This window comes from Streptomyces sp. NPDC055287 (assembly GCF_053646035.1).
In genome coordinates this window covers 284,709-308,094 of the sequence record NZ_JBSHNE010000002.1, presented here as the reverse complement: position 1 = coordinate 308,094, position 23,386 = coordinate 284,709, and the positions used below count along the sequence as shown (strand labels likewise).

General features: G+C 70.1%; 23 protein-coding genes and 1 riboswitch. Of the genes, 8 read left to right on the top strand and 15 right to left on the bottom strand.

Annotated elements, in window-relative coordinates:
- Position 1: 1 nt before the first annotated feature.
- The 3 genes from ACWIHY_RS04710 to ACWIHY_RS04700 all read right to left on the bottom strand — a co-directional run bounded on the left by ACWIHY_RS04710 (position 2) and on the right by ACWIHY_RS04700 (position 3,235).
- The gene (locus ACWIHY_RS04710) at positions 2–880 is read right to left on the bottom strand and encodes a carbohydrate ABC transporter permease (protein ID WP_454374142.1); all 879 of its coding nucleotides are present in this window, start codon (positions 878–880) and stop codon (positions 2–4) included.
- A complete protein-coding gene (locus ACWIHY_RS04705) occupies positions 877–1,872 on the bottom strand; it encodes a carbohydrate ABC transporter permease (RefSeq protein ID WP_454374141.1) in 996 nt (331 codons plus the stop codon). Before ACWIHY_RS04705 ends, ACWIHY_RS04710 begins: the two co-directional genes overlap by 4 nt.
- A gap of 82 nt (positions 1,873–1,954) precedes the next feature.
- Complete coding sequence (locus tag ACWIHY_RS04700; protein ID WP_454374140.1) at positions 1,955–3,235, bottom strand: extracellular solute-binding protein; 1,281 nt, start codon at positions 3,233–3,235, stop codon at positions 1,955–1,957.
- A gap of 284 nt (positions 3,236–3,519) precedes the next feature.
- Here ACWIHY_RS04700 and ACWIHY_RS04695 point away from each other — a divergent pair, with 284 nt between their 5' ends.
- The 3 genes from ACWIHY_RS04695 to ACWIHY_RS04685 all read left to right on the top strand — a co-directional run bounded on the left by ACWIHY_RS04695 (position 3,520) and on the right by ACWIHY_RS04685 (position 6,848).
- On the top strand, positions 3,520–4,290 hold the full coding sequence (locus ACWIHY_RS04695; RefSeq protein ID WP_454374416.1) for a GntR family transcriptional regulator: 771 nt from the start codon (positions 3,520–3,522) through the stop codon (positions 4,288–4,290).
- A gap of 138 nt (positions 4,291–4,428) precedes the next feature.
- Positions 4,429–6,648, top strand: coding sequence for a carbon starvation CstA family protein (locus ACWIHY_RS04690; RefSeq protein WP_454374139.1), 2,220 nt, complete (start codon positions 4,429–4,431; stop codon positions 6,646–6,648).
- On the top strand, positions 6,645–6,848 hold the full coding sequence (locus ACWIHY_RS04685) for a YbdD/YjiX family protein (RefSeq protein WP_454374138.1): 204 nt from the start codon (positions 6,645–6,647) through the stop codon (positions 6,846–6,848). Before ACWIHY_RS04690 ends, ACWIHY_RS04685 begins: the two co-directional genes overlap by 4 nt.
- A 52-nt stretch (positions 6,849–6,900) precedes the next feature.
- Here the strand turns inward: ACWIHY_RS04685 and ACWIHY_RS04680 are convergent, their stop codons facing one another.
- A complete protein-coding gene (locus tag ACWIHY_RS04680) occupies positions 6,901–7,044 on the bottom strand; it encodes a hypothetical protein (protein ID WP_454374137.1) in 144 nt (47 codons plus the stop codon).
- A gap of 136 nt (positions 7,045–7,180) precedes the next feature.
- A riboswitch (cobalamin riboswitch) is annotated at positions 7,181–7,252 on the top strand.
- Positions 7,253–7,421: 169 nt separating this feature from the next.
- On the opposite strand from ACWIHY_RS04680, the gene ACWIHY_RS04675 reads away from it, so the two are divergent.
- On the top strand, positions 7,422–9,833 hold the full coding sequence (locus tag ACWIHY_RS04675) for a ribonucleoside-diphosphate reductase subunit alpha (RefSeq protein WP_454374136.1): 2,412 nt from the start codon (positions 7,422–7,424) through the stop codon (positions 9,831–9,833).
- Positions 9,833–10,849, top strand: coding sequence for a ribonucleotide-diphosphate reductase subunit beta (locus ACWIHY_RS04670; protein WP_454374135.1), 1,017 nt, complete (start codon positions 9,833–9,835; stop codon positions 10,847–10,849). The genes ACWIHY_RS04675 and ACWIHY_RS04670 overlap by 1 nt, the downstream gene beginning before the upstream one ends.
- Positions 10,850–10,855: 6 nt before the next feature.
- Here the strand turns inward: ACWIHY_RS04670 and ACWIHY_RS04665 are convergent, their stop codons facing one another.
- Together ACWIHY_RS04665 and ACWIHY_RS04660 are read right to left on the bottom strand one after the other, a co-directional pair.
- Positions 10,856–11,113, bottom strand: coding sequence for an NADPH-dependent FMN reductase (locus ACWIHY_RS04665; RefSeq protein WP_454374415.1), 258 nt, complete (start codon positions 11,111–11,113; stop codon positions 10,856–10,858).
- A gap of 214 nt (positions 11,114–11,327) precedes the next feature.
- Complete coding sequence (locus ACWIHY_RS04660; RefSeq protein ID WP_454374134.1) at positions 11,328–11,549, bottom strand: hypothetical protein; 222 nt, start codon at positions 11,547–11,549, stop codon at positions 11,328–11,330.
- An 81-nt stretch (positions 11,550–11,630) separates the two neighbouring features.
- Between ACWIHY_RS04660 and ACWIHY_RS04655 the strand changes: the two genes are divergently transcribed.
- Positions 11,631–12,599, top strand: a complete 969-nt coding sequence (locus ACWIHY_RS04655) for a helix-turn-helix domain-containing protein (RefSeq protein WP_454374133.1) — start codon at positions 11,631–11,633, stop codon at positions 12,597–12,599.
- A gap of 36 nt (positions 12,600–12,635) precedes the next feature.
- On the opposite strand, the gene ACWIHY_RS04650 is transcribed toward ACWIHY_RS04655, so the two are convergent.
- The 9 genes from ACWIHY_RS04650 to ACWIHY_RS04610 all read right to left on the bottom strand — a co-directional run bounded on the left by ACWIHY_RS04650 (position 12,636) and on the right by ACWIHY_RS04610 (position 21,136).
- Complete coding sequence (locus tag ACWIHY_RS04650; protein ID WP_454374132.1) at positions 12,636–13,376, bottom strand: D-Ala-D-Ala carboxypeptidase family metallohydrolase; 741 nt, start codon at positions 13,374–13,376, stop codon at positions 12,636–12,638.
- 144 nt (positions 13,377–13,520) lie between these two features.
- On the bottom strand, positions 13,521–14,168 hold the full coding sequence (def, locus tag ACWIHY_RS04645) for a peptide deformylase (RefSeq protein ID WP_454374131.1): 648 nt from the start codon (positions 14,166–14,168) through the stop codon (positions 13,521–13,523).
- Positions 14,169–14,257: 89 nt separating this feature from the next.
- Entirely contained in the window at positions 14,258–15,244 is a 987-nt protein-coding gene (locus tag ACWIHY_RS04640; RefSeq protein WP_454374130.1) for a tetratricopeptide repeat protein, read from the bottom strand.
- A gap of 115 nt (positions 15,245–15,359) precedes the next feature.
- Positions 15,360–16,640, bottom strand: a complete 1,281-nt coding sequence (locus tag ACWIHY_RS04635; RefSeq protein WP_454374129.1) for an HD-GYP domain-containing protein — start codon at positions 16,638–16,640, stop codon at positions 15,360–15,362.
- A gap of 178 nt (positions 16,641–16,818) precedes the next feature.
- The gene (locus ACWIHY_RS04630; protein WP_454374128.1) at positions 16,819–18,249 is read right to left on the bottom strand and encodes an HD-GYP domain-containing protein; all 1,431 of its coding nucleotides are present in this window, start codon (positions 18,247–18,249) and stop codon (positions 16,819–16,821) included.
- 155 nt (positions 18,250–18,404) lie between these two features.
- Positions 18,405–18,731: a mycothiol system anti-sigma-R factor gene (gene rsrA, locus ACWIHY_RS04625; RefSeq protein ID WP_454374127.1), complete on the bottom strand. Its 327-nt coding sequence runs from the start codon at positions 18,729–18,731 to the stop codon at positions 18,405–18,407.
- Positions 18,728–19,387, bottom strand: coding sequence for a sigma-70 family RNA polymerase sigma factor (locus ACWIHY_RS04620; RefSeq protein WP_454374414.1), 660 nt, complete (start codon positions 19,385–19,387; stop codon positions 18,728–18,730). The genes rsrA and ACWIHY_RS04620 overlap by 4 nt, the downstream gene beginning before the upstream one ends.
- A gap of 234 nt (positions 19,388–19,621) precedes the next feature.
- A complete protein-coding gene (locus tag ACWIHY_RS04615; RefSeq protein WP_454374126.1) occupies positions 19,622–20,257 on the bottom strand; it encodes an alpha/beta hydrolase family protein in 636 nt (211 codons plus the stop codon).
- A 63-nt stretch (positions 20,258–20,320) separates the two neighbouring features.
- Positions 20,321–21,136, bottom strand: a complete 816-nt coding sequence (locus ACWIHY_RS04610) for an SOS response-associated peptidase (protein WP_454374125.1) — start codon at positions 21,134–21,136, stop codon at positions 20,321–20,323.
- Positions 21,137–21,185: 49 nt separating this feature from the next.
- On the opposite strand from ACWIHY_RS04610, the gene ACWIHY_RS04605 reads away from it, so the two are divergent.
- Both ACWIHY_RS04605 and aroA read left to right on the top strand, forming a co-directional pair.
- Entirely contained in the window at positions 21,186–21,899 is a 714-nt protein-coding gene (locus ACWIHY_RS04605) for a M50 family metallopeptidase (protein ID WP_454374124.1), read from the top strand.
- Between the two features lie 133 nt (positions 21,900–22,032).
- The gene (gene aroA / locus ACWIHY_RS04600) at positions 22,033–23,376 is read left to right on the top strand and encodes a 3-phosphoshikimate 1-carboxyvinyltransferase (protein ID WP_454374123.1); all 1,344 of its coding nucleotides are present in this window, start codon (positions 22,033–22,035) and stop codon (positions 23,374–23,376) included.
- Positions 23,377–23,386 lie beyond the last annotated feature (10 nt).

The following is a 23,386-nucleotide window of genomic DNA, read 5'->3' as shown; positions in this document are numbered from 1 at the left end:
GTTATCCCTTCACTGCGCCGGCCGTCAGACCTGCGGCCATCTTGCGCTGGACGAGGAGGAAGAGGATCACGATGGGGACGGCCATCATCGTGGCGCCGGCCATCATCGGGGCGTACTCGGTTCCGTGCTTGGTGGTGAAGTTGCCGAGCCAGACCGTGGCGGTCTGGTTCTGCTGGCTCATCAGCATCAGCGCGTACAGGTACTCGTTCCACGCCTGGATGAATCCGTAGACGGAGGTGGCCACCATTCCGGGGGCGAGCAGCGGGAAGACGACCCGGACGAACGCCCCGGAGCGGGTGCACCCGTCGACCATGGCCGCCTCCTCCAGCTCCTTGGGGATGTTCACGATGAAGCCGCGCAGCGTCCACACGGTGAAGGGGAGGACGAAGGTCAGGTACGTGATGATCAAACCGGTGATCTTGTCGTACTGACCGAGCTCGTTCAGGAGCAGGAAGACCGGAATGATCATGGCGACGAGCGGGACCATCTGGACCGCGAGGATCCCGACGATCACGATCTTGCGGCCGCGGAAGGCGAACCGTGAAATGGCGAGCGCGGCGAGCATGCCGACCACGATGCCGATGACGACCACGACGGAGGAGACGGCGAGGCTGCGCCCGACCGGGCCCCAGAAGTCGGCGACGTCGAACGCCCGCCTGAAGTTCTCCAGCGTGAACGGGCTGGGGAAGAACCGGGGGTTCGGGTCGATCGCGTCCTTGGCGGGCTTGAACGCTGTGTTGAGCATCCAGTAGACCGGGAAGCCCATGACGACGAAGACCAGGAGGCCGAGGGCGTTCCAGCCGGCCTTGCCCTTCCCGCCCTTGCGTGGACGGCCCTTGGGGCGCGGGACGGCGGCGGGAGCCGCGGTGGTCGAGGTCACTCCACCTCTCCGATCTTGAGCATCTGACGCATGTAGACGGCGACCACGCCGAGCAGCAGCAACACGGTGACCAGGGCGATCGCGGAGCCGCCGGAGTAGTCGTTGACGACGAAAGCCTTCTGGTACGAGTACGTGGTGAGCAGCTGGAACTCGGCTTCCGGGTTGCCACCCCGCATCACGAAGACCTGCGGGAAGACGCCCATGTCCCAGATGACCGAGAGGGTCGTCAGCATGACGATGATGGGCTTGAGGATCGGCAGGGTGACCCAGCGGAAGACGCCCCAGGCGCCGGCACCGTCGAGCCGGGCGGCCTCTTCCATCTCCTTGGGGACCTGGGTGAGACCGGCGCTCAACGTGATCACGACGAAGGGCACGGCGCCCCACACCACCAGCAGGGTGATGACGGCGAGGCCCTGCGGGCCGCTGGCGAACCAGTTGTGGCCGGCCATCTCGACTCCGGGCAGCTTGCTCAGCAGCCAGTTGAGCACGCCGTAGTCGGTGTCGAAGATCCACTTGAAGATGGCGGTGGCTACGATGATGGGCATGCCCCAGCTCGCCACCAGTGCGATGCTGATGAGCGCCTTCACCCAGCCGGACACCCGCTGCATGAGCAGGGCGATCACCATGCCGAGCACCATGGTCAGGATGACGGCGCCGGCGGTGAAGACGATCGTCCGTACGACGACAGCCCAGAACTCGCCGTCACCCAGGATGGCGGTGAAGTTCTTCAGGCCGACCCACTCGGCCTCCTTGAAGCCCCACAGCTCCGACTTGCCGAAGCTCTGGAACGACAGCGTCACGAGCCGTACCAGCGGATAGCCCATGACGAGCACGATGACCAGCAGACAGGGAGCGAGCAGCGCCCACGGCACGGCGGCTCCGCCGGTGGACGGTTTTCTGGCGGATTTTCCCGGTACTCCCGCCCCGGTCCGCGGTGATGGCGACGGCCGCGTCGGCGGCACCTTGGCGGTGGTTGTCTCTGCGGCACTCATCGCGCGCTCCTCACAGCTCCCTCTCCTGCTGCGGGCGGGCAGGGCCGCCGCCGGAAGCGGCGAAGCCCTGCCCGCTCGAAGGTCACTTGGTGTTGATGACCTTGTCGATCTTGGCGTCGGCGGCCTGCGCGGCGGCCTCGACCGACTTCTTGCCGGTGCCGATCTCCTGGAGCATTGTCTGGAGGATCTTGGCCTTCTCGACCTGACCCCAGCCGGGAGCGGTGGGAACGAACCAGCTGGACGCGGCGGCGGTGGCCGGGACAGCGGTCGCCGGGTCCGACTTCAGGGGCTCCAGGTCCGACTTGTTGTTGGGGAGGTTGCCCTTGCCGATGAGGCCCTTCTGGCCCTTGGCGCCGGTGAACGCGTTGATCCACTCACCCGCGACGGCCTGGGCGTCGGATTTGACCGGAACGGCCAGGTCGGAGCCACCGAGGAAGACCGGGAGGTTCTTGCCGGACGGGCCGGGCATCACGAAGCTCTCGATCTTGTCGGCCAGCTTGCCGACCTTGTCGTTCTTCGGGTCGGCTGCGGTCCCGCCCTCCCAGGCGGCGGCGAACATCGTCGCGGCCTTGCCCTGGCCGAAGACGACCGGGCGGTCGGCCTCGTCCTTGGTCTTGTCGGCGTGCATATACGTGTCGAGGATCTTCTTGTACTCGCCCAGGCCCTTGAGGGACTCCGCCGAGGACAGGTTGGACTTCCACTGGTCGCCGCTCTGCTCGGCGATGGAGCCGCCGGCGTCGTAGACGAACGACATGGCCGCGTACCAGTCGGGCGAGGGCTGGTACCAGGCGCTGAACTTGTCGCCCTTCTTCTTCTGGATCTTGTCCAGGGCGGAGGTGAGCTCCTTGTACGTCTTCGGCGCGGCCTTGACGCCCGCGTCGGCGGCGATGTCCTTGCGCCACGTGGCCACCCGGCCGCCGGCGTAGTACGGCACGCCGTAGGTCTTGCCCTCATAGGTGACGGACAGCTTCAGCCCGTCCAGCCAGTCGCCCGACTTGTCGAACTTCGACGGGTCGACCTCGGCGAAGGCGCCGGTGGACATGTAGCCGACCATTTCGGAGTTGCCCATCTCGACAACGTCCGGAGCCTTGTCGGTGGCGAGTACGGCGTCGAGCTTGGCGTTCTTGTCCGGCCAGCCGTAGTACTCGTGCTTGATCTTGATGCCCGGGTACTTCTTGACGATCGTGTCGTCGGCCGCCTTGACCAGTTCGGGCCAGTTGTTCTGCGCGTCGACCGTGAGCCAGACCGTGAGCTCCTTGGGCTTCGCCTCGTCGCCCCCGCCCGCGCTGTCCGAGCCGCCGCATGCGGCAATGCTGACCATCATGCCCGCGACGCCTATCGCCGCGATGAGCTTGCGCTTCACGCCACCCTCCTCAGGGATGCCTGCAACCCCCCTGCCCACCGCGAAGACTTACGACAAGTACTGCCCGGGGGTGGGACCTTGGTCTTTAATGGTTTAGACCAGTACCGGGAGCTTGGCCTAGACCTTTAGGGGTGTCAAGGGTGTATAAGAAGGGCTCTCGCGTCCGTTATCGGACCGACACCTGAGCAAGGGCGGCTACCTGCGACAAGGCCGTGCCACCATGTGAGCCGCGACAGTCGGAGGAGCCGGTGACGGCAGCAGCACAGAAGTCGGGAAGGCGGGTCATGGCCACGGACGGGGGCGGCACGGAGGCCGAGGGTACGGCGGCGGCAACGACGCGCACCGCGCGCGTGCCTAAGTACTACCGGCTCAAGCGGCATTTGCTGGACATGACGGAGACCCTCCCGCCCGGGACCCCGGTCCCGCCGGAGCGGACTCTGGCCGCCGAGTTCGACACCTCACGCACGACGGTGCGCCAGGCGCTCCAGGAGCTGGTCGTCGAGGGCCGCCTGGAGAGGATCCAGGGCAAGGGCACGTTCGTGGCCAAGCCCAAGGTCTCGCAGGCGCTGCAACTCACCTCGTACACCGAGGACATGCGGGCCCAGGGGCTCGAGCCCACCTCCCAGCTCCTGGACATCGGTTACGTCACCGCCGACGACACCCTCGCCGGCCTGCTCGACATCGCGGCGGGCGGCCGGGTCCTGCGGATCGAGCGCCTGCGGCTGGCGAGCGGCGAGCCGATGGCGATCGAGACGACACACCTGTCGGCGAAGCGCTTCCCGGCGCTGCGCCGCTCGCTCGTCAAGTACACCTCCCTCTACACGGCACTGGCGGAGGTGTACGACGTCCGCCTCGCCGAGGCCGAGGAGACCATCGAGACATCGCTGGCCACCCCGCGCGAGGCGGGGCTGCTCGGTACGGACGTCGGCCTGCCGATGCTGATGCTTTCCCGGCACTCGATCGACGGGAACGGCGAGCCGGTGGAGTGGGTGCGGTCGGTCTACCGCGGCGACCGCTACAAATTCGTGGCGAACCTCAAGCGGCCGACGGACTGACGAGCTCTGGTACGGCCCTGACCTGCGATGGTCGGGCCGTGTCCGTACCGATATGCGGACAGGGGGTTACGGACGGCGGTCACAGGACCTAGATTTCGCGCACGTTACGAGAAAGATCGCGCGAGGGGACGGACCGTCATGCCGGAGCCGCAGTCGACAACGCCAGCCCAGGGACAACGGGCTCTGTCCCCGAAGTCCATCGCCGTGTGGGGCGCCGTTGCCCTCATCGGCGCCATCGCCTGGGCCGTACTCGCCCTCTCACGCGGTGAAGAGGTCTCCGCTGCCTGGATGCTGGCGGCGGCTCTCGGCTCGTACGCCATCGCGTACCGCTTCTACTCGCGGTTCATCGCCAACCGCGTGCTGAAGGTCGACAAGAACCGGGCCACTCCCGCCGAGCGGCTCGACAACGGTGTCGACTTCCACCCGACCGACCGCCGTGTCCTGTTCGGGCACCACTTCGCCGCCATCGCGGGCGCGGGGCCGCTGGTCGGTCCCGTACTCGCCGCGCAGATGGGCTACTTGCCCGGCACGATCTGGATCATCGTCGGTGTCATCCTCGCCGGCGCCGTCCAGGACATGGTGACGCTCTTCTTCTCCACCCGCCGCGACGGCCGATCGCTCGGCCAGATGGCGCGGGACGAGATAGGACCGTTCGGCGGCGCGGCCGCCCTGGTCGCTGTCTTCGCCATCATGATCATCCTGCTCGCGGTACTCGCCCTGGTCATCGTGAACGCGCTCGCCCACTCGCCGTGGGGCGTCTTCTCCATCGGCATGACCATCCCGATCGCCCTGTTCATGGGCGTCTACCTGCGCGTCCTGCGTCCCGGCCGGGTCAGCGAGGTCTCCGTCATCGGCGTCGCGCTGCTGCTGCTCGCGATCGTCTCGGGCGGCTGGGTCGCGGAGTCCTCGTGGGCGGACACCTTCACGCTGGAGCCGGGCACGCTCGTCATCTGGATGATCGTGTACGGCTTCCTCGCCTCGGTCCTCCCCGTGTGGCTGCTGCTGGCCCCGCGCGACTACCTGTCCACCTTCATGAAGGTCGGCACGATCGGGCTGCTCGCGGTCGGCGTGTTCATCGCCCTGCCGACGATGAAGATGCCCGCGGTCACCGACTTCGCGACCAGCGGCACCGGACCGGTCTTCGCCGGCTCGATGTTCCCGTTCGTCTTCATCACCATCGCCTGCGGCGCGCTCTCCGGCTTCCACTCCCTGGTCTCCTCCGGCACCACGCCGAAGATGGTCCAGAAGGAGACGCAGATCCGGATGATCGGTTACGGCGCGATGCTGACCGAGTCGTTCGTCGCGGTGATGGCGATGATCACGGCGTGCATCATCGACCCCGGTCTGTACTTCGCCATCAACTCCCCCGTCGGCGTCGTCGGGGACAGCGTCCAGGCCGCGTCGGAAGCGGTGACGAACCTGGGCTTCTCCATCTCGCCCGAGGCGCTGGCCCAGGCCGCGAAGGACGTCGAGGAGCAGAGCCTGCTGTCGCGCACGGGTGGCGCGCCGACCTTCGCGCTCGGCATGTCGGAGATCTTCTCCGCTGTCGTCGGCGGCACCGCGATGAAGGCCTTCTGGTACCACTTCGCGATCATGTTCGAGGCGCTGTTCATCCTCACCACGGTGGACGCGGGCACCCGCGTCGGACGCTTCATGCTCCAGGACATGCTCGGCAACGTCTACAAGCCGTTCCGCCAGGTCAGCTGGAAGCCGGGCGTCTGGTTCGCCAGCGCGGTCGTCGTCGGCGGCTGGGGCTACTTCCTGTGGGTCGGCGTGCACGACCCGCTCGGCGGCATCAACCAGCTCTTCCCGCTCTTCGGCATAGCCAACCAGCTGCTCGCCGCCGTCGCGCTGGCCGTCTGCACCACGCTCCTCGTCAAGTCCGGCCGCCTCAAGTGGGCGTGGGTCACGGCGGTCCCGCTCGCCTGGGACGTGGCGGTCACACTCACGGCCAGCTGGCAGAAGATCTTCTCGGACGACGTGAAGGTCGGCTTCTTCGCGCAGCGCGACAAGTACCAGGCCGGCATCGACTCGGGCCAGGTGCTGCCGCCCGCCAAGAACATGGACCAGATGCACACCGTCGTCACCAACTCGACGGTCGACGGCGTCCTGTGCGCGCTCTTCGCGATCCTCATCGTGGTGGTGCTCGCCGACGCCGGCCGGGTCTGCCTCAAGGCGGTCCGCGACCCCGAGAGCGTGAAGCTCCACGAGGCGCCGTACGTCGAGTCCAAGCTGGTCGCCCCCGCCTCGATCATCGCGACCCAGGAGGAGAAGGCCGAGCTGGTCGCGGCAGGTGTCGGCCCGGAGGGCGGCAACCGCAAGGAGGCGGCGCCGGTCGGCACGGGAGCCTCGGAATGACGCTGACGGACGTACGCCGTGCGGCGGGCCGGATCCGCTGGTACGTCCGCGAACTGACCGGTGAGTCGGCGTACGACCGGTATGTCTCCCACGCGAGGTCCTGCGATCCCGGGGCTCCGGTCATGACCCGCCGCGAGTTCGAACGCAGCCGCACGGACGCCCGCGAGGCGGATCCCCGCGAAGGCTTCCGCTGCTGCTGACGGTTCCCACGGGCCGCCGCATCCCCTCCCGGGAAGCGGCGGCCCGTCGGCGTCAGCGCACCCACTCCTTCAGGGCCGCGGTCTCCAGGGTGATTTCGACCGGACCCGGCAGCGCCACGGGCCTGCCGAACGCGACGGTGCGCGCGTTCTCGCACCGGACGCCGTCGGGCCGGGGCCGCTCGGTGAACGCTGACATGGGGCATACCTCCTCGTGTCACGGCGCCGGCGGGGCCCTGTGACAACTGCGGCCGCTCTTCCCGCGCGACACAAGATGTGGGGGCTGCGTCATCCAACCGCCCCCACATGTATGCTCGTGCTCGCTGTCGCCGCAGGGGAATCCGGTGCGAATCCGGAACTGTCCCGCAACGGTGTGATCGGTGTGCATTCGTGCACTCCAGGAGTCCGACAACCTGCCGACGGCGTATCCGGCTCGACCGAACCGGATACCGACACGTCCGGGCCTCGCGGTTGGGCCGGTGGACGCTACGCGGTGTGCCGCCCTTCAAGGGTGACGCGTGCCCGTACGCCCCCCGCTCCCCCGTCGGCCCCGAGCCGAGCGAGGGAGAGCACCCCGTGACCATCGCGTCAGCCGATCCGGCAACTGCCACGGAGCCGACGGAGTCAACGGAGTCGTCGCAGTCGTCCGACGGACCCGGGACCGCACTGCTGCGGACCCTCACCGACCTGACCGCCGACCTCCCCGACACCGACCCGGGCAGAGTCGCCGCAGCCGCGCTGCGCGGCCGCAACGCGTCGTCGGACGCGGCCGAGCTGCGGGGTCTCGCCACCGACGCCGCCGCCGGGCTGATCTCCGAGGACCCCGCGTACTCCCGCCTCGCGGCCCGCCTCCTGACCCGCACGATCCGGGACGAGGCGGCGACGCAGGGCGTCCGTACCTTCTCCGAGTCGGTCGCCGTCGGCCACCGCGAGGGCCTCATCGCCGACCGTACGGCCGACTTCGTGACCGCCCACGCGGCCCGCCTCGACGCGCTGGTCGACCGGGACGCCGACGACCGCTTCGGCTACTTCGGCCTGCGCACGGTCTACAGCCGCTACCTCCTGCGCCACCCCATCACCCGTCAGGTCATCGAGACCCCCCAGCACTTCATGCTGCGCGTGGCGTCCGGTCTGGCCAAGGACGAGTCCCCCGCGGCCGCCGACGAGGTCGCCGCGCTGTACCGCCTGATGAGCCGCCTCGACTACCTGCCGTCGTCGCCGACGCTCTTCAACTCCGGTACGCGCCACCCGCAGATGTCGTCCTGCTACCTGCTGGACTCGCCGCTCGACGAGCTCGACTCGATCTACGGCCGCTACCACGAGGTCGCGCGCCTCTCGAAGCACGCCGGCGGCATCGGCCTCTCGTACTCCCGCATCCGCGCCCGCGGCTCCCTGATCCGCGGCACGAACGGGCACTCCAACGGCATCGTCCCGTTCCTGCGCACCCTCGACTCGTCGGTCGCCGCCGTCAACCAGGGCGGCCGGCGCAAGGGCGCCGCCTGCGTCTACCTGGAGACGTGGCACGCGGACATCGAGGAGTTCCTGGAGCTCCGCGACAACACGGGCGAGGAGGCGCGGCGTACGCACAACCTGAACCTCGCGCACTGGATCCCCGACGAGTTCATGCGCCGCGTGGACGCGGACGCCGACTGGTCGCTGTTCTCGCCGTCCGACGTTCCCGAGCTCGTCGACCTGTGGGGCGACGCGTTCGACCAGGCGTACCGCAAGGCGGAGGCGGACGGCCTGGCCCGTACGACGATTCCCGCGCGGCAGCTGTACGGCCGGATGATGCGCACCCTGGCGCAGACCGGCAACGGCTGGATGACGTTCAAGGACGCGTCGAACCGTACGGCGAACCAGACGGCGGAGCCCGGCTCTGTGGTCCACTCCTCGAACCTGTGCACCGAGATCCTCGAGGTCACGAACGACGGCGAGACGGCTGTCTGCAACCTCGGTTCTGTGAACCTCGGTTCGTTCGTTCTCGGGAACGGCGACATCGACTGGGAGCGGCTGGACGAGACCGTCCGTACGGCCGTCACCTTCCTCGACCGCGTCGTCGACATCAACTTCTACCCGACCGACCAGGCCGGGCGCTCCAACTCCAAGTGGCGTCCGGTCGGCCTGGGCGCGATGGGTCTGCAGGACGTCTTCTTCAAGCTGCGCCTGCCCTTCGACTCCCCCGAGGCCCTCGCCCTCTCCACGAAGATCGCCGAGCGCATCATGCTGGCGGCGTACGAGGCGTCGTGCGACCTCGCCGAGATCAGCGGCCCGCTCCCCGCCTGGGAGCAGACCCGCGCGGCGCGCGGCGTCCTGCACCCCGACCACTACGGCGTCGAGGTCACCTGGCCGGAGCGGTGGGACGCGCTGCGTGCCCGCATCGCGAAGACCGGGATGCGCAACTCCCTCCTCCTCGCGATCGCGCCGACCGCGACCATCGCGTCGATCGCGGGCGTGTACGAGTGCATCGAGCCGCAGGTGTCCAACCTCTTCAAGCGCGAGACGCTCAGCGGTGAATTCCTCCAGGTCAACGCTTACTTGGTGGAGGACCTGAAGAAGCTCGGCGTGTGGGACGCCCAGTCCCGCGAGGCGCTGCGCGAAGCGAGCGGCTCGGTGCAGGGCTTCAGCTGGATCCCCGAGGAGGTACGGGCTCTCTACCGCACCGCGTGGGAGATCCCGCAGCGCGGACTGATCGACATGGCGGCCGCCCGTACGCCGTACCTGGACCAGTCGCAGTCGCTCAACCTCTTCCTGGAGACGCCGACCATCGGGAAGCTCTCCTCGATGTACGCGTACGCGTGGAAGAAGGGGCTGAAGACGACGTACTACCTGCGCTCGCGCCCCGCGACCCGTATCGCCCGCGCGGCGGGCTCCGGCGCGGCGGCCGCGGCCCCCATCCCCGTACAGCAGGTCACGACCCCGGCCGCTCCCGACGCGGACGCGATCGCCTGCTCCCTTGAGAACCCCGAGTCCTGCGAGGCCTGCCAGTAATGTCGACCAAATCCGAGAAGAACCTGCTCGACCCGGGCTTCGAGCTGACCCTGCGCCCCATGCGCTATCCGGACTTCTACGAGCGCTACCGGGACGCGATCAAGAACACGTGGACGGTGGAGGAGGTCGACCTCCACTCGGACGTCGCCGACCTCGCCAAGCTCTCGCCCGGTGAGCAGCACATGATCGGCCGGCTGGTCGCGTTCTTCGCGACGGGCGACTCGATCGTCTCGAACAACCTGGTGCTGACGCTCTACAAGCACATCAACTCCCCCGAGGCGCGGCTGTATCTCTCGCGGCAGCTCTTCGAGGAGGCCGTGCACGTCCAGTTCTACTTGACGCTGCTCGACACCTACCTGCCCGACCCGGACGACCGCGCGGCGGCGTTCGACGCGGTGGAGGAAATCCCCTCGATCCGCGAGAAGGCGCAGTTCTGCTTCAAGTGGATGGACTCGGTCGAGAAGATCGACCGGCTGGAGACGAAGGCCGACCGCCGCCGCTTCCTGCTGAACCTGATCTGCTTCGCGGCGTGCATCGAGGGCCTGTTCTTCTACGGCGCGTTCGCGTACGTCTACTGGTTCCGCTCGCGGGGCCTGCTGCACGGCCTTGCGACCGGGACGAACTGGGTCTTCCGGGACGAGACCATGCACATGAACTTCGCGTTCGAGGTCGTGGACACCGTCCGCAAGGAGGAGCCGGAGCTCTTCGACGACGCCCTCCAGCAGCAGGTCACGGACATGCTGAAGGAGGCCGTCGAGGCGGAGCTCCAGTTCGGCCGCGACCTGTGCGGTGAGGGCCTGCCCGGCATGAACACCGAGTCGATGCGCGAGTACCTCCAGTGCGTCGCCGACCAGCGCCTGGAGCGCCTCGGCTTCCCGCCGGTGTACGGCTCGCAGAACCCGTTCTCCTTCATGGAGCTCCAGGGCGTCCAGGAGCTGACGAACTTCTTCGAGCGCCGCCCGTCGGCGTACCAGGTCGCGGTGGAGGGCTCGGTCGCCTTCGACGACGACTTCTAGACGCCGTCAGACCGCGAACGGGCGGTCGCGCCTGGCGTCGTGGAGGATCGTGCCCCACCAGAGCAGCTGGTCGGGCATGACCTTCGCGGCGCCGTTCGGCTCCTCGGGGTTCTTCAGGTCGCCGTCGGGGCTGAAGAGCTCGTAGTAGCGGGGGAACGAGACGTAGTCGCGGACCGTGTGGGCGTGCAGCTCGTTGAAGACCTGGCGGAGCTGCACGATGGCCAGGAGGCCGCCGCTGCCGCCGCTGCAGCCGACGAACCCGATCGGCTTGGCTCCACACGTGTAGTGCCGGTCGGTAACTCCTCCCCGCCCCGAAGGGGCCGGGCTTCTCGCTGGGCCTGGTTGCCGTTGCGACGGACCAGCCCGGCCCGTAACACGTTGAGTGCTCCAACTGTGTCGGCATGCGCGGTCCCCAAGTGGTCACCAGCCCCAAGAGCGCCAGATCCCTGCCCGCCGACGACGACCAGCGGCCGATCGTTCACCTGCCGGCCGACGACAGCACGTCCGCCGCGACGGACCGCCTCACCGGCCGCCGGCCGGGCGCGCTGCGGGCGGTCTCGGGCCGAGGTGACCGGTGGGGGTTCTCGGCCTCGCGGAGCTGCCGGTCGATCCGGCGGTCCCTGGCGTGGCCGATGAAGGACGGGAGCGTGAGGAGGGTGAAGACGACGATGACCGCGAGGTAGTTCAAGAAGGTGTCCATGCGTCCACTCTGGTCTTCGGAGCCGGAAAAAGTCAGTGGCAGGACTGTCATGGAACAGCGAATTACTGCCACACTGCGGGCATGCTGAAAAACGTTGCCGTGGCACTGGTCGACGGCGTGAACCCCTTCGAACTCGGCGTCATCTGCGAGGTGTTCGGGATCGACCGCAGCGATCAGGGGCTGCCGGTGTACGACTTCGCGGTCTGCGCCGCCGAGCCGGGCCCGATCGCCGCCCGTTCCGGGGCCTTCTCCATCGCCGTGCCGTACGGTCTCGACCGGCTGGACGGCGCCGACCTCATCGCCATCCCGGCCGACCAGCACTGCGAGGCCCGCACCTACCCCGAGCCGCTGCTCGACGCCCTGCGCCGGGCCGTCGAGCGGGGGGCGCGCGTACTGAGCGTCTGCTCGGGCGCGTTCGTGCTCGGGGCCGCCGGGCTGCTGGACGGGCGCCGATGCACAACCCACTGGCGGCACTCCGCGGAGCTGGCCCGCCGCCACCCGCAGGCCAAGGTCGAGCCCGACGTGCTGTACGTCGACGAGGGCGCGGTCATCACGTCGGCCGGGACCGCCGCCGGGATCGACGCCTGCCTGCATCTCGTCCGCCAGGAGCACGGTTCCGAGGTCGCCAACACCATCGCCCGCCGCATGGTCGTCCCGCCGCACCGCGACGGCGGCCAGGCACAGTACATCGAGCGTCCGCTGACGCACGTACGCTGCGACACGGTGGGCGGGGTGCTGGCCTGGATGGAGCGGCACCTGGACCAGGAGATGACCGTGGAGCAGCTGGCGGACCGGGCCCACATGTCACCCCGGACGTTCGCGCGGCGCTTCCTCCAGGAGACGGGTACGACGCCGTACCGGTGGCTGCTGCGCCAGCGCGTACTGCTCGCCCAGGAGTTGCTGGAGGCGACGGACGACACAGTGGACGCGATCGCGGGCCGCGCGGGGTTCGGGAACGCGGCGGCGCTGCGTCATCAGTTCGTACGGTCACTGGGGACGACTCCGAACGCGTACCGCCGCACCTTCCGGGGGCCGGCGCTGGCCGCGTAGGGCAGCGGCCGGTCCCCGGAAGGCCGGGGGCTCACGTCAGGAGACGCCGCAGCTGGACGCGGACCAGAAGCGGCTCGCGCGGTGGTCGAGGTGGGTGTGGTCGCTGTGGCCGGGGTAGCCCGGGCCGAGGATGCCGTTGAATCCGTGGTTACGGGCCTGCTTGGCCAGGGTGCACAGGGAGTGCGGGCCGGCGCCGAGGTCGGCGGCGTCGCCGTAGAGGTGACGGCTGCCGCTGGCACCGCCGACCGCGTCGTTGCACGCGTACGAGCGGAAGCCGCTGGTGACGGTGATGGGCCGGTCGCCCAGTGCGTGCCGCAGTGCCTCCAGCTTCCACATCGTGCGCAGGGCATTGGACTTGGCGGTGGCCGCACTCACCGCGCCGCCCGCCCAGGTGCTGTTGCAGTCGTTGAGTTCGGCGTAGCCGAAGTGGACGGGCGTGCAGTCGTCGTCCTGGAGGGCGTAGAGCTTGGTGAAGGTGGCGCTTCCCGCGACGCCGTCGGCGGTGAGCCCGTACGCCGACTGGAACCGCTTGACGGCGGCGGTGGTCGCGGGGCCGTACTCGCCGTCGATCGCGAGCACCGCGCCGTAGCCGGGGTAGCCGCCGAGCCGTATCTGGAGCTGGGTGACGTCGGCGCCGGTGGTGCCCTGGGAGAGGGTGCGGGACCAGGTGTAGCAGCCGTCGGCCTGCGCGGTGCCGGCGGTGGCGACCGTACCGGCCAGCACTGCCACCATGAGCATGACAAGACAGAGGCTGGATCTCAGCGTGCGTCGGAGCATGGGACCTCCATACCGAGGAGCGGAGGAGCGGGGCACGCCCGAGACTGACGCGCTCGTCGACGCGCGTCAACAGGGCGACTGCCAGGGTCATTTGTCGGACCAATGGCAGTCGCCCGGCCGCCCGCCGCGCGACGGCGGAGAAGATCAGTCGTTCGGGACGGTCTCGTACCGCGCCGTGCCCTCGGCCATCTGCTTCAGCGCGTCCTTGCGGTCGCGCTTGGACAGGCGGTCGATGTACAAGTAGCCGTACAGGTGGTCCGTCTCGTGCTGAAGGCACCGCGCGAAGTAGCCCGTGCCGCGCACCTTGACCGGGTTGCCCCGGGCGTCCTGGCCGTGGACCACCGCGTAGTCGGGGCGGGCCAGTTCGGCGTACGCCGTCGGGACGGACAGGCAGCCCTCGTTGGACTCGTCGAGCTGGCGCTGGTCCTGCGGAAGCTCCTGCAGGACCGGGTTGCAGACCACACCGACGTGGCGCACGCCGTCGTCGTCCGGGCAGTCGTAGACGAAGACCTTGAGGTCGACGCCGATCTGGTTGGCGGCCAGGCCGACACCCTCGGCCGCGCGCTGGCTGGCGAACATGTCGTCGATCAGCGCGGCGAGCTTGTCGTCGAACTCCGTGACGTCCTTGCACTCCTTGCGGAGGACCGGGTTCCCGACGACGGTGATGGGGCGGGCGGTGCCGCGCTCGCGGTACGCCTGCTCGCGCTCCTCGGTGTTCTCCGTGTCCACGACGAACCCGTCGTTGATGACCTGCTGGTCCGTCGCCTGCTGGTCCGTCTCCTGCTGCGCCATGTCCGCCGTACGCCTTCCTCAAAACCCAAGAACCCTGAAATGCCGAATCCGATGCCCGTACAGCCTACGGGCAGGTTTCGGGAGACTTCTCAGCAGACTTCTTCGAGGTCCCGCCACTCACGGCTGTCGGGGTTGTCGGCGACCCACCCGTCGAGCAGCCCGCGCACCAGTCCGGCGGGCGCCGCGATGCCGCACTCGCGCTCCGGCAGCCACAGCTCACCGGCGCCGGCGGTGCGGTGTCCGAGCGGCCCAGGGTGACCGGGCTCGCTGTGGTCGTGCGGGTCGAGGTGCTCGCCGTCGCCCTCGTCGCTGGGCATCTGCGACTCGGAACAGGACCGGCAGAGCAGCCGTACGGAGGACGACCAGTCCTCGGCGGCGAACCCCGCGTCGGCGGCCAGCCGCTCCAGGGCGTCCCGGTCGGCCTCGGTGGCGGCCTCCAGGAGCACCACCCAGGTCGGCACCGGTGAAGGCGCCCACAGCTCGATCTCGTCGAACACGGGGAAGGACGGGCCGGCGGCGGTGACGCGCTCGCCGTGCGGTACGCCGTCGTGCAGGACGACCTCGCCCCAGCGCCGCCCGGAGGAAGGCAGCGGGATCGAGAGCACCTCGATCCGGGCCGGGTCGAGCCTGCGGCCCCACACCACTTCGGCCTCACCCTCGGGCGACAGGCGGACGGCGGCACTGCCCAGCCCCATGCCGTGCGGCTCGCCGCTCTCGGTGGGCTCGCCGGGCACCTTCAGGCCGTACGCCTGCCAGGCACGGCGGGCCAGCGGCCAGTCCTGGAGCGCGGTGGCCGCGATACCGACGTTCCACCAGTCCGGTGCGCCGGTCTCCCGGTCGAGGAGCGCGACGGCGCGCAGGCCCGCGGAGCGCGCCTGCTCCCAGTCGTGCCGGAACTTGTGCAGCAGCGCGAGGTTGAACCAGGACTCGGACAACCAGGGTTCGAGGTCCGCCGCGCGTGTCAGCAGCGCTCCCGCGTCCTCGTACCGACCGTCACCGATCAGCGTGAACGCGCGGTCGGTGGCCTGCCGCCACGAGGCGGATGGCCGATGCCGTACCTTCCCGAAGATCTTCACGATTCCCGCCTGTCCCGCCTGCCGGTCGCTGAAGGTCAGTCCCCCCGGACGCCCTCTTGTTCCTCTTCTTCGCATCCAACCATGCCGGGTCGGAGGGCCGCTCATTACCCATGGGTTACCCAGGTGGGGACGGGGTCAGACCGCCCCGGGACAGGACGCGCGCCAGGGATTCCACAACCTCGGGCTGATAGTCGCGGCCGGTGCCCAGACGCAGCTGTTCCAGGGCGCTGAGCGGCCCGCCCAGTCCACCTCCGCTTTCCCCCGACAGATCGTCGTATGCGTTGACGGCGCGGACGATACGGGCGGAAAGCGGCTGCTCCCGGTAGGGGTCGGCCTGCCGCTCCACGACGACCGCGACCTCCGCCGGAACTCCGGTCTGGCGTACGACGGCTCCCCCCAGGAGAGCGATACGGCGCTGTTCGGCGGCCGGGAGAGAGGCGGTGGCCCCGGCCGGGACGGGATCGAGGAGGGAGAGCTGTCCGATGTCGTGCATCAGCGCGGCGTACTCCAGGACGGTCAGGTCCGGCTCGGAAAGCCCCAGCTCACGCCCCACGGCGCGGCTGAGCAGGGCGACGCGGCGGGCGTGGCCCTGGGGGGTGTAGCCGGCGATCTCGGTGGCGCGGGCGAGCGAGGTGATGGTCTGGCGGTACGTCGTACGGACGGCGGCGTACCGGCGGAAGGACAGCTGGGTGAGCAGCAGGGGTACGCAGAAGACGGGAAGCGCCCAGAGCCCGGCGACGGCGACACCGAGTGCGATGACGGCCCCGGTGGCGCAGACGGCCGACCCGATCCCCACCAGCGCCCGCATCTCGTCGCGCAGAAGCGGCCCGTAGGGGTAGCCGGTACGGGCGCGGGCCATGACGGCGGTGAGGACGGCGTCGCACAGGGCGGTGAGGACGAGCAGGAGCGCGAGGCACAGCGCGTGGTACGGACCGTGGCCGACCCACTTGCCCCACTGCCCCGAGTTGAAGAGCGGCTGGAAGCACGCAGCGGCGAAGGCGACGGTGAGGACACGGCGGACGACGTGGTCGAGTGCCGGCCCGTGCCCCGCGGCGATGTGCGGCACGGCGCCGACGAGGGCGGCCGCCATGACGACGGCCACAACCTGCAGAACGCCGTGGGTGGTGGGCTGCCCGGCGGTCTGGCCGAGCAGGGCGTACGCGAGGGCCCCGGCGGCTCCGAGCGGCGCGGGTTCGCGCTCGGCGGGCAGGGCGGAAGGGCCGCCCCGTCCGCCCCAGCGGGAGAGCTCACCGACGGCGATGAGCGCGCCGAAGGCGAGGGCGATGCCGGGCTCGGTGATGCCGTACCACAGGGTGTTGCCGAGCGCGTAGACGGTGAGGACGGCTGCGGCGCCGTACACGAGCCCGACGGCGTATCCGCGCCTGTGCCCCCTCACGCGGCACGCCCCGCACGCGGAGGGGCGACTCCCCCGGCTCCCCGGGCACCGCTTGCCCCGGTCTCAGCCCCTCCGGCGCTTGAGGACCGGGGCCCGGGACAGAGCTCGGGTCCGCTGAGGGGCGGGGCGGGGAAAAGCTCCGCAGGACACCCCCAGGGCCCGGCGGCCCGGACGACGCTCACCGGGGCCGGCCCGGGTCGTGCCGCGCCGCGGCGACGGCCGGCGCGACCGCCCCCTCGCTCGCGCCGGAGCCCCCGCACGCCTCACTCCCGCGCGGTGGCGGGACGTTTCCTCTCGGGTCGGACTGTTCGTCCGAGGTGACCCGATGGTGCCAGCCCTGCCGGGCCAGCGCCCGCGTCAGCGCCTCCACCATCCGCGGATCGAACTGCGTCCCCGCGCACCGGTCGAGTTCCCGCAGTGCCGTCGCCACCGGCCGCGCCCGCTGGTACGACCGCGTCGACGTCATCGCGTCGAACGCGTCCGCGACGGCGACCACCCGGGCGAATTCCGGGATCTGGCCGCCCGCCAGACCGTACGGATAGCCGCTTCCGTCGAGCCGCTCGTGGTGGTGCAGGATCGCCGCCCGCGCCTCCCCGAGGAAGCCGATGCCCCGCACCATCTCGTGCCCGTACTCCGGATGCAGCTCGATGACGCGGCGCTCGTCGGGGGTGAGCGGCCCGTCCTTGCGGAGCAGCCGCGTCGGGACCCCGAGCTTGCCGACGTCGTGCAGGATGCCGGCGAAGCGCAGGACCTCGATGCGGTCCTCGTCCATGCCCAGCTCGCGCGCGATCATCACGGACGCGCGGCCGACCCGTTCGCTGTGCCCGCGCGTGTACCGGTCCTTGATGTCCACCGCCTGCACGAGGGCGCGGATCGTAGCCTGGTGCGCGGCCCGTTCGCGGTGGTACTGCGCGAAGACCCAGCAGGAGATGTACATCGGCAGCAGCACGAAGAGCGCGGCCGCCGGCCCGTACGCACTGCGCCAGAGCACGGCCGTCATCAGCCCGGCCAGCCCCTGCACACAGAGCGGCGCGACGGACCGCAGCAGCAGCCCGCGCCAGGCCGTACGCGCGGGCAGCCGCTCGGCGATGGCCAGGATGCCGCCGTCGAGGGCGGTCAGCACCAGGCAGAAGGCGAGGACGGCGGCCCCGGCGGGCAGCAGGACGTACGGAAAATCGGGTGCGGCAGCCGAAGTCCCCGCCCCGCCTCCCAGCGACGCACCGCCGTCCACCACCGTGCACACGTGCGCCGCGGACCACGCGGCGAGCGCCAGCTGCGCCGCCCGCCAGAACCGCCGCACCGCGCGCGGCCGCCGCTCGACGTGGCCGACGAGGGCCCCCGGTACCGCCACGAGCGCTGCTGCCGCCGGCGGCAGCAGCAGTACGGCGGCGAGCAGCACCGGGAAGAAGGAGCCCGCGCCGACCCGCACCGCGCTCACGAGGAACGGCCGCCGCCCGAGCAGCTCGCAGGCGGCGTGCAGCGCGGCGAGCAGCGCGGCCGTCCGCCAGGGAGTGCCGGCGCCCGGCCGCAGGGAGGGTAGCGCACAGCAGGCGGCCGCGAGCAGCGCGCACACGATGTACGCGCGCGCCGCCACCGAAAGGGCTCTCACCAGTGTCGCTCCTGTTGTCCCGGTTCCCGGTTCGCCCGCCACAATTCGTGCGTCAGGCTAGCGAGTTGGGCGCGTCCGGATACGGCGAAGCGGCCGATTAGCACCTTCGAGTGATAATCGGCCGACTTCGTGACAAGCGGTGAGAAGAGTGGAGGCTATGCCTCGTTCGCGGTCGCCGGCAGGTCGGCGTCCCCCGTGGCCGTGACGTCCTGCTCGGGCACGGCCTGGCCCGACCGGATCAGGTCAATACGCCCCATGACCTTGGACCGCAGGTCGGCCGGTACGTCGTCACTGCCGCAGCAGCGCTTCACCAACTTCTTCACGGCCTGCTCGAGACCGTACTTCTCCAGGCACGGTGAGCACTCCTCGAAGTGCACCTCGAACTTGGTGCAGTCGCTGTCGGGCATCTCGTGGTCGAGGAACTCGTAGAGATGATCCAGGACCTCTGAGCAGTCAGTCTCGTGCGGCTCTCCGCAGCTCATGAGCCCGAACCTTTCCCGTCGTTCGACTCTCCGGCACCCGCCGGAACCAGCCCGCGGTCACGCGCGTAATCCTCGAGCATGCCACGCAGTTGCCGGCGGCCCCGGTGCAGCCGGGACATCACCGTACCGATGGGTGTACCCATGATGTCCGCGATCTCCTTGTACGCAAAGCCCTCTACATCCGCGAGGTAGACCGCGATGCGGAACTCCTCGGGGATTGCCTGCAGCGCCGACTTGACGTCCGAGTCGGGCAGGTGGTCGAGCGCCTGCGACTCGGCGGAGCGCAGACCGGTCGACATGTGCGACTCGGCGCGCGCGAGCTGCCAGTCCTCGATCTCCTCGGCGCCACTGCGCTGAGGCTCGCGCTGCTTCTTCCGGTACGTATTGATGAAGGTGTTCGTCAGAATGCGGTAAAGCCACGCCTTCAGATTCGTACCTTCACGGAACTGGTGGAAGGACCCGTATGCCTTGGCATAGGTCTCCTGCACCAGGTCCTCCGCGTCGGCCGGATTGCGCGTCATGCGCAGCGCGGCCGAGTACATCTGGTCGAGGAAGCCCAGCGCGTCGCGCTCGAAACGCGCGTTGCGCTCGACGGTGCTCTCCTCCGCCGCCTGGCCGTCGTCGGTCCCTGTGTCGGTCCCAGTGACCGGACCCACCTCCTCCAACGCCGTGGCGGGGCCGAATGCGGACCCGCTCGAATCGGAGGATAGACGACGATCCTGCCCGGCCGCCGCCCGACGGGGGGCGGTCTTGGCCGCACTGAGCACCGTCCACTCCAGGTCAGCGGTGTTCGAGCGGCTCGGGCAGATGGTCGATCCCATGCGACGGACTCCCTCTCCACGTACGTGCGGTGTATGTCGACGCACGCAATAACAGAGGTGTCGCGCTCATCATTCCCGCAGCCCGTCGATCCAGTTCCCGACAGCGTCCGTGATCGTGACGACGACCTCTTCCGCGGTGATTCCGGCCTTCTTCGGTACGGCGAACCCGTGGTCCCCGTACGCCACCTCCACGAGGTCGTATTCCCCGGCGGGGAATTCGTCCGGTTTCCCGAAGGGATCGTTTCCGCCCTGTACGACCAGCGTGGGGACCCCGGCGCCCAGCAGCTCCTGTGCCCGGGACTTCTCGGGCCGGCCGGGCGGGTGCAGCGGGAAGCTCAGCGCGAGTACGGCGTGCGCGCCCAGGTCCACGGCCGTACGGCACGCGACGCGCGCCCCGGCGCTGCGCCCGCCGGACACCACCGGCAGTCCGGGCCCGAGCAGGGTCGGCCAGAGCCCCCGCCACCCGGCGTCGAGCGTCTTGGGCGCGGGCGCGACCTTCTTCCCCGCCACCCGCCAGGGCTGCTCCACCAGGGCGACGGTCACCCCGCGCGCGGGCAGCGCGGCCGCGAGCCCCTGGAGGTCGCGCGCCCCGATCCCGCCGCCGGCGCCGTGGCTCACGGCCAGGACGGTCCAGGGCGCCTCTGCCTCGGCCCAGGTGATGCGCGCCCGGCCGACCTCTGTCTCCACCGTCTCACTGTGTGTCACGCACCCATCGTGCGCCTGCGGCGCCGTGTCCTCAAACACCGCACGCGCGCCGCACCGGTCGCCTCAGAACAACGTCTCCACCTCGGGCGCCGCCAGCTCCTCCAGCAGCTCCGGCCCGTTGTTGCGCACGTTGCTCACCGCCGTGGTCACCGGGTACGCCCGCATCAGCCCGCCCGGCGGCGGGGCCAGCAGCTCCCGCAGGCCGTCGATGTCCGAACGGGCCGGGTCCAGCCACGCGTCCCACCGGTCCGGCGTCAGCATCAGCGGCATCCGGGGGTGGATGTCGGCCAGCGACCCCGGGCCGATGGCCGGCGCGACCGCCAGCGGGCCCTTCTCGGCCTCGGTGGTGATGACGGAGCACGTCACCCACCACGCCTGTGAATGGTCGTCGGGCAGCGTCCGGTCGCGCCAGAACTCGTACAGCCCGGCCATCGCCATGACCGACCCGTCCGCCAGTGTCACGAAGTACGGCTGCTTGCGCGGCCGCTTCTTCTTCCCCTGCTCCTCCAGCTGCCGCTCGTCGGCGCCGGTGACCCACTCGTAGTAACCGTCGGCCGGGATGAGGCAGCGCCGCGAGACGAACGGCTGCCGGAACGACGGCTTCTCGTGCACCGTCTCCGCCCGCGCGTTGATCATCCGCGCCGCCCCCTCGGGCGACTTCGACCAGGAGGGCACGAGCCCCCACTTCAGCTTCCTCAGCTGCCGAACCGGGCGCGGGTCCCGCGCGTCCTTCACAGGACGCTCCAGCACGACGTGGACCTCCTTCGTGGGCGCCACGTTCCAGTCGGGGGCGAGCGCCTCCTTCGGCTCCCACTTCCCCACATCGAACAGCCCGACGAGATCCTCGGGCCGCCGGCTCGCTGCATACCGTCCGCACATAAGTGCCAGACTGCCACGACTGCCCAGACCGCAAGGAGCCGCCCGGAAAATGGACACCACTCAGCTCGGCGACCTGTGGGACCGCATCTTCGGTACGCAGCCCGATCCCGACCAGTGGCTCGTGATCGCAGCGGCCCTCGCCGCACTCGCCGTCGTCGTCCCGCACGCCGTCTGGCGGGTGGCACGCAATGCCATCACCATCGCCCACGAGGGCGGCCACGGCCTGATCGCCCTGCTCACGGGCCGCAGCCTGGACGGTATACGTCTGCACTCCGACACCAGCGGCCTGACCGTCAGCCGGGGCAGGCCGACCGGCATCGGCATGATCCTCACGGCCGCCGCCGGGTACACCGCCCCCTCACTCCTGGGCCTCGGCGGAGCATGGTTGCTCGCCGCGAACCACATCACGCTCTTCCTCTGGATCGCGACGGCCCTGCTGCTCGCGATGCTGGCGATGATCCGCAACGCGTACGGCGCCCTCACCGTGATCGTCACCGGCGCCGCCTTCCTCCTGATCTCGTGGCTGACGACGCCGGAGGTGCAGGCCGCCTTCGCCTACGCCGCCGTCTGGTTCATGCTCATCGGCGGCGTCCGCCCGGCCTTCGAGCTCCAGGCCAAGCGCCGGCACGGCGGCGCCCCCGACTCGGACGCCGACCAGCTGTCGCGGCTCACGAACGTCCCGGCCGTGCTGTGGCTGCTGTTCTTCCACACGGTGTCGGTCTGCGCGCTGCTGGGCGGCGGCCGCTGGCTGCTCGGGCTGTAGCCGGCGGCCGGCGACGACGTACCCCTCAGCGGCCGTCACGACGCGTCAACCCGATAGCACCCCTGAGTTACGTCCCGGTTTCGGCGTATTTGATCAAGATCCGGGTCCGCCGCGAGCCACTAAAGTGATGGCCATGACCGAAAGCTCCGTGCACCCCGCCCTCTGGCCCGCCCCGCGCGCGGGCGAAGCCGTCGACGCAACCGTCACCGTGCCCGGATCAAAATCGGTCACCAACCGCGCTCTCGTCCTGGCCGCCCTCGCCGCCGAACCCGGATGGCTGCGCCGCCCGCTGCGTTCCCGCGACACGCTGCTGATGGCCGACGCCCTGCGGATGATGGGCGTCGGCATCGAGGAGACCGTGTCGTCCAGCTCGTCGGCCACGGGCGAACTCAACGGTTCCGGCGAGGCCTGGCGCGTGATCCCGGCGGGTCTGCACGGACCGGCGACAGTGGACGTCGGCAACGCCGGCACGGTGATGCGCTTCCTGCCGCCCGTCGCTGCGCTCGCCGACGGCGAGATCCGTTTCGACGGCGACCCTCGTTCGTACGAACGCCCGCTCGGCGCCGTCATCGAAGCGCTGCGCACCCTGGGCGCCCGTATCGACGACGACAGCCGCGGCGCGCTCCCGCTGACCGTGCACGGCGGCGGAGCGCTGGACGGCGGAGCGGTCGACATCGACGCGTCCTCGTCCTCACAGTTCGTGAGCGCGCTCCTGCTGTCCGGCCCGCGCTTCAACCAGGGGGTGGAGGTGCGTCACACCGGCGCCACTCTCCCGTCCATGCCGCACATCCTGATGACCGTCGACATGCTGCGCGCGGTCGGCGCCCAGGTGGACACCCCCGAGTCCGGCGGTGAGCCCAACGTCTGGCGGGTCTCCCCCGGCGCCCTGCTCGGCCGCGACCTGACCATCGAGCCCGACCTCTCCAACGCCCAGCCGTTCCTCGCCGCCGCCCTGATCACCGGAGGCCGTGTCACGATCCCCGACTGGCCGGAGCGCACCACCCAGCCGGGCGACGCGCTGCGCGAGATCTTCACCGAGATGGGCGGTTCCTGCGAGCTCACCGAGCGCGGCCTGACCTTCACGGGCACCGGCACCGTCCACGGCATCGACGTGGACCTGGGTGACGTGGGCGAGCTGACCCCGGGCATCGCGGCGGTCGCGGCCCTGGCCGACTCCGAGTCCGTCCTGCGGGGCGTCGCACATCTGCGCCTGCACGAGACCGACCGGCTGGCCGCGCTCACCCGGGAGATCAACGCGCTCGGCGGCGATGTCACCGAGACCGAGGACGGCCTGCGCATCCGGCCGCGCCGCCTGCACGGCGGGACCTTCCACACGTACCACGACCACCGCATGGCGACCGCGGGCGCGATCATCGGCCTCGCCGTCAAGGACGTGCAGATCGAGAACGTGGCGACCACGGCCAAGACGCTGCCCGACTTCCCGCAGATGTGGACCGGAATGCTCGACGGAAACTGACGGGGCCTGA

Excerpts from the sequence above, each read along its gene's own strand:
- ACWIHY_RS04705 (WP_454374141.1), bottom strand. The coding sequence starts at position 1,872 with ATGAGTGCCGCAGAGACAACCACCGCCAAGGTGCCGCCGACGCGGCCG.
- ACWIHY_RS04695 (WP_454374416.1), top strand. The coding sequence starts at position 3,520 with ATGGCCACGGACGGGGGCGGCACGGAGGCCGAGGGTACGGCGGCGGCA.
- ACWIHY_RS04690 (WP_454374139.1), top strand. The coding sequence starts at position 4,429 with ATGCCGGAGCCGCAGTCGACAACGCCAGCCCAGGGACAACGGGCTCTG.
- ACWIHY_RS04685 (WP_454374138.1), top strand. The coding sequence starts at position 6,645 with ATGACGCTGACGGACGTACGCCGTGCGGCGGGCCGGATCCGCTGGTAC.
- ACWIHY_RS04680 (WP_454374137.1), bottom strand. The coding sequence starts at position 7,044 with ATGTCAGCGTTCACCGAGCGGCCCCGGCCCGACGGCGTCCGGTGCGAG.
- ACWIHY_RS04670 (WP_454374135.1), top strand. The coding sequence starts at position 9,833 with ATGTCGACCAAATCCGAGAAGAACCTGCTCGACCCGGGCTTCGAGCTG.
- ACWIHY_RS04660 (WP_454374134.1), bottom strand. The coding sequence starts at position 11,549 with ATGGACACCTTCTTGAACTACCTCGCGGTCATCGTCGTCTTCACCCTC.
- ACWIHY_RS04655 (WP_454374133.1), top strand. The coding sequence starts at position 11,631 with ATGCTGAAAAACGTTGCCGTGGCACTGGTCGACGGCGTGAACCCCTTC.
- ACWIHY_RS04650 (WP_454374132.1), bottom strand. The coding sequence starts at position 13,376 with ATGCTCCGACGCACGCTGAGATCCAGCCTCTGTCTTGTCATGCTCATG.
- def (WP_454374131.1), bottom strand. The coding sequence starts at position 14,168 with ATGGCGCAGCAGGAGACGGACCAGCAGGCGACGGACCAGCAGGTCATC.
- rsrA (WP_454374127.1), bottom strand. The coding sequence starts at position 18,731 with ATGAGCTGCGGAGAGCCGCACGAGACTGACTGCTCAGAGGTCCTGGAT.
- ACWIHY_RS04610 (WP_454374125.1), bottom strand. The coding sequence starts at position 21,136 with ATGTGCGGACGGTATGCAGCGAGCCGGCGGCCCGAGGATCTCGTCGGG.
- ACWIHY_RS04605 (WP_454374124.1), top strand. The coding sequence starts at position 21,186 with ATGGACACCACTCAGCTCGGCGACCTGTGGGACCGCATCTTCGGTACG.
- aroA (WP_454374123.1), top strand. The coding sequence starts at position 22,033 with ATGACCGAAAGCTCCGTGCACCCCGCCCTCTGGCCCGCCCCGCGCGCG.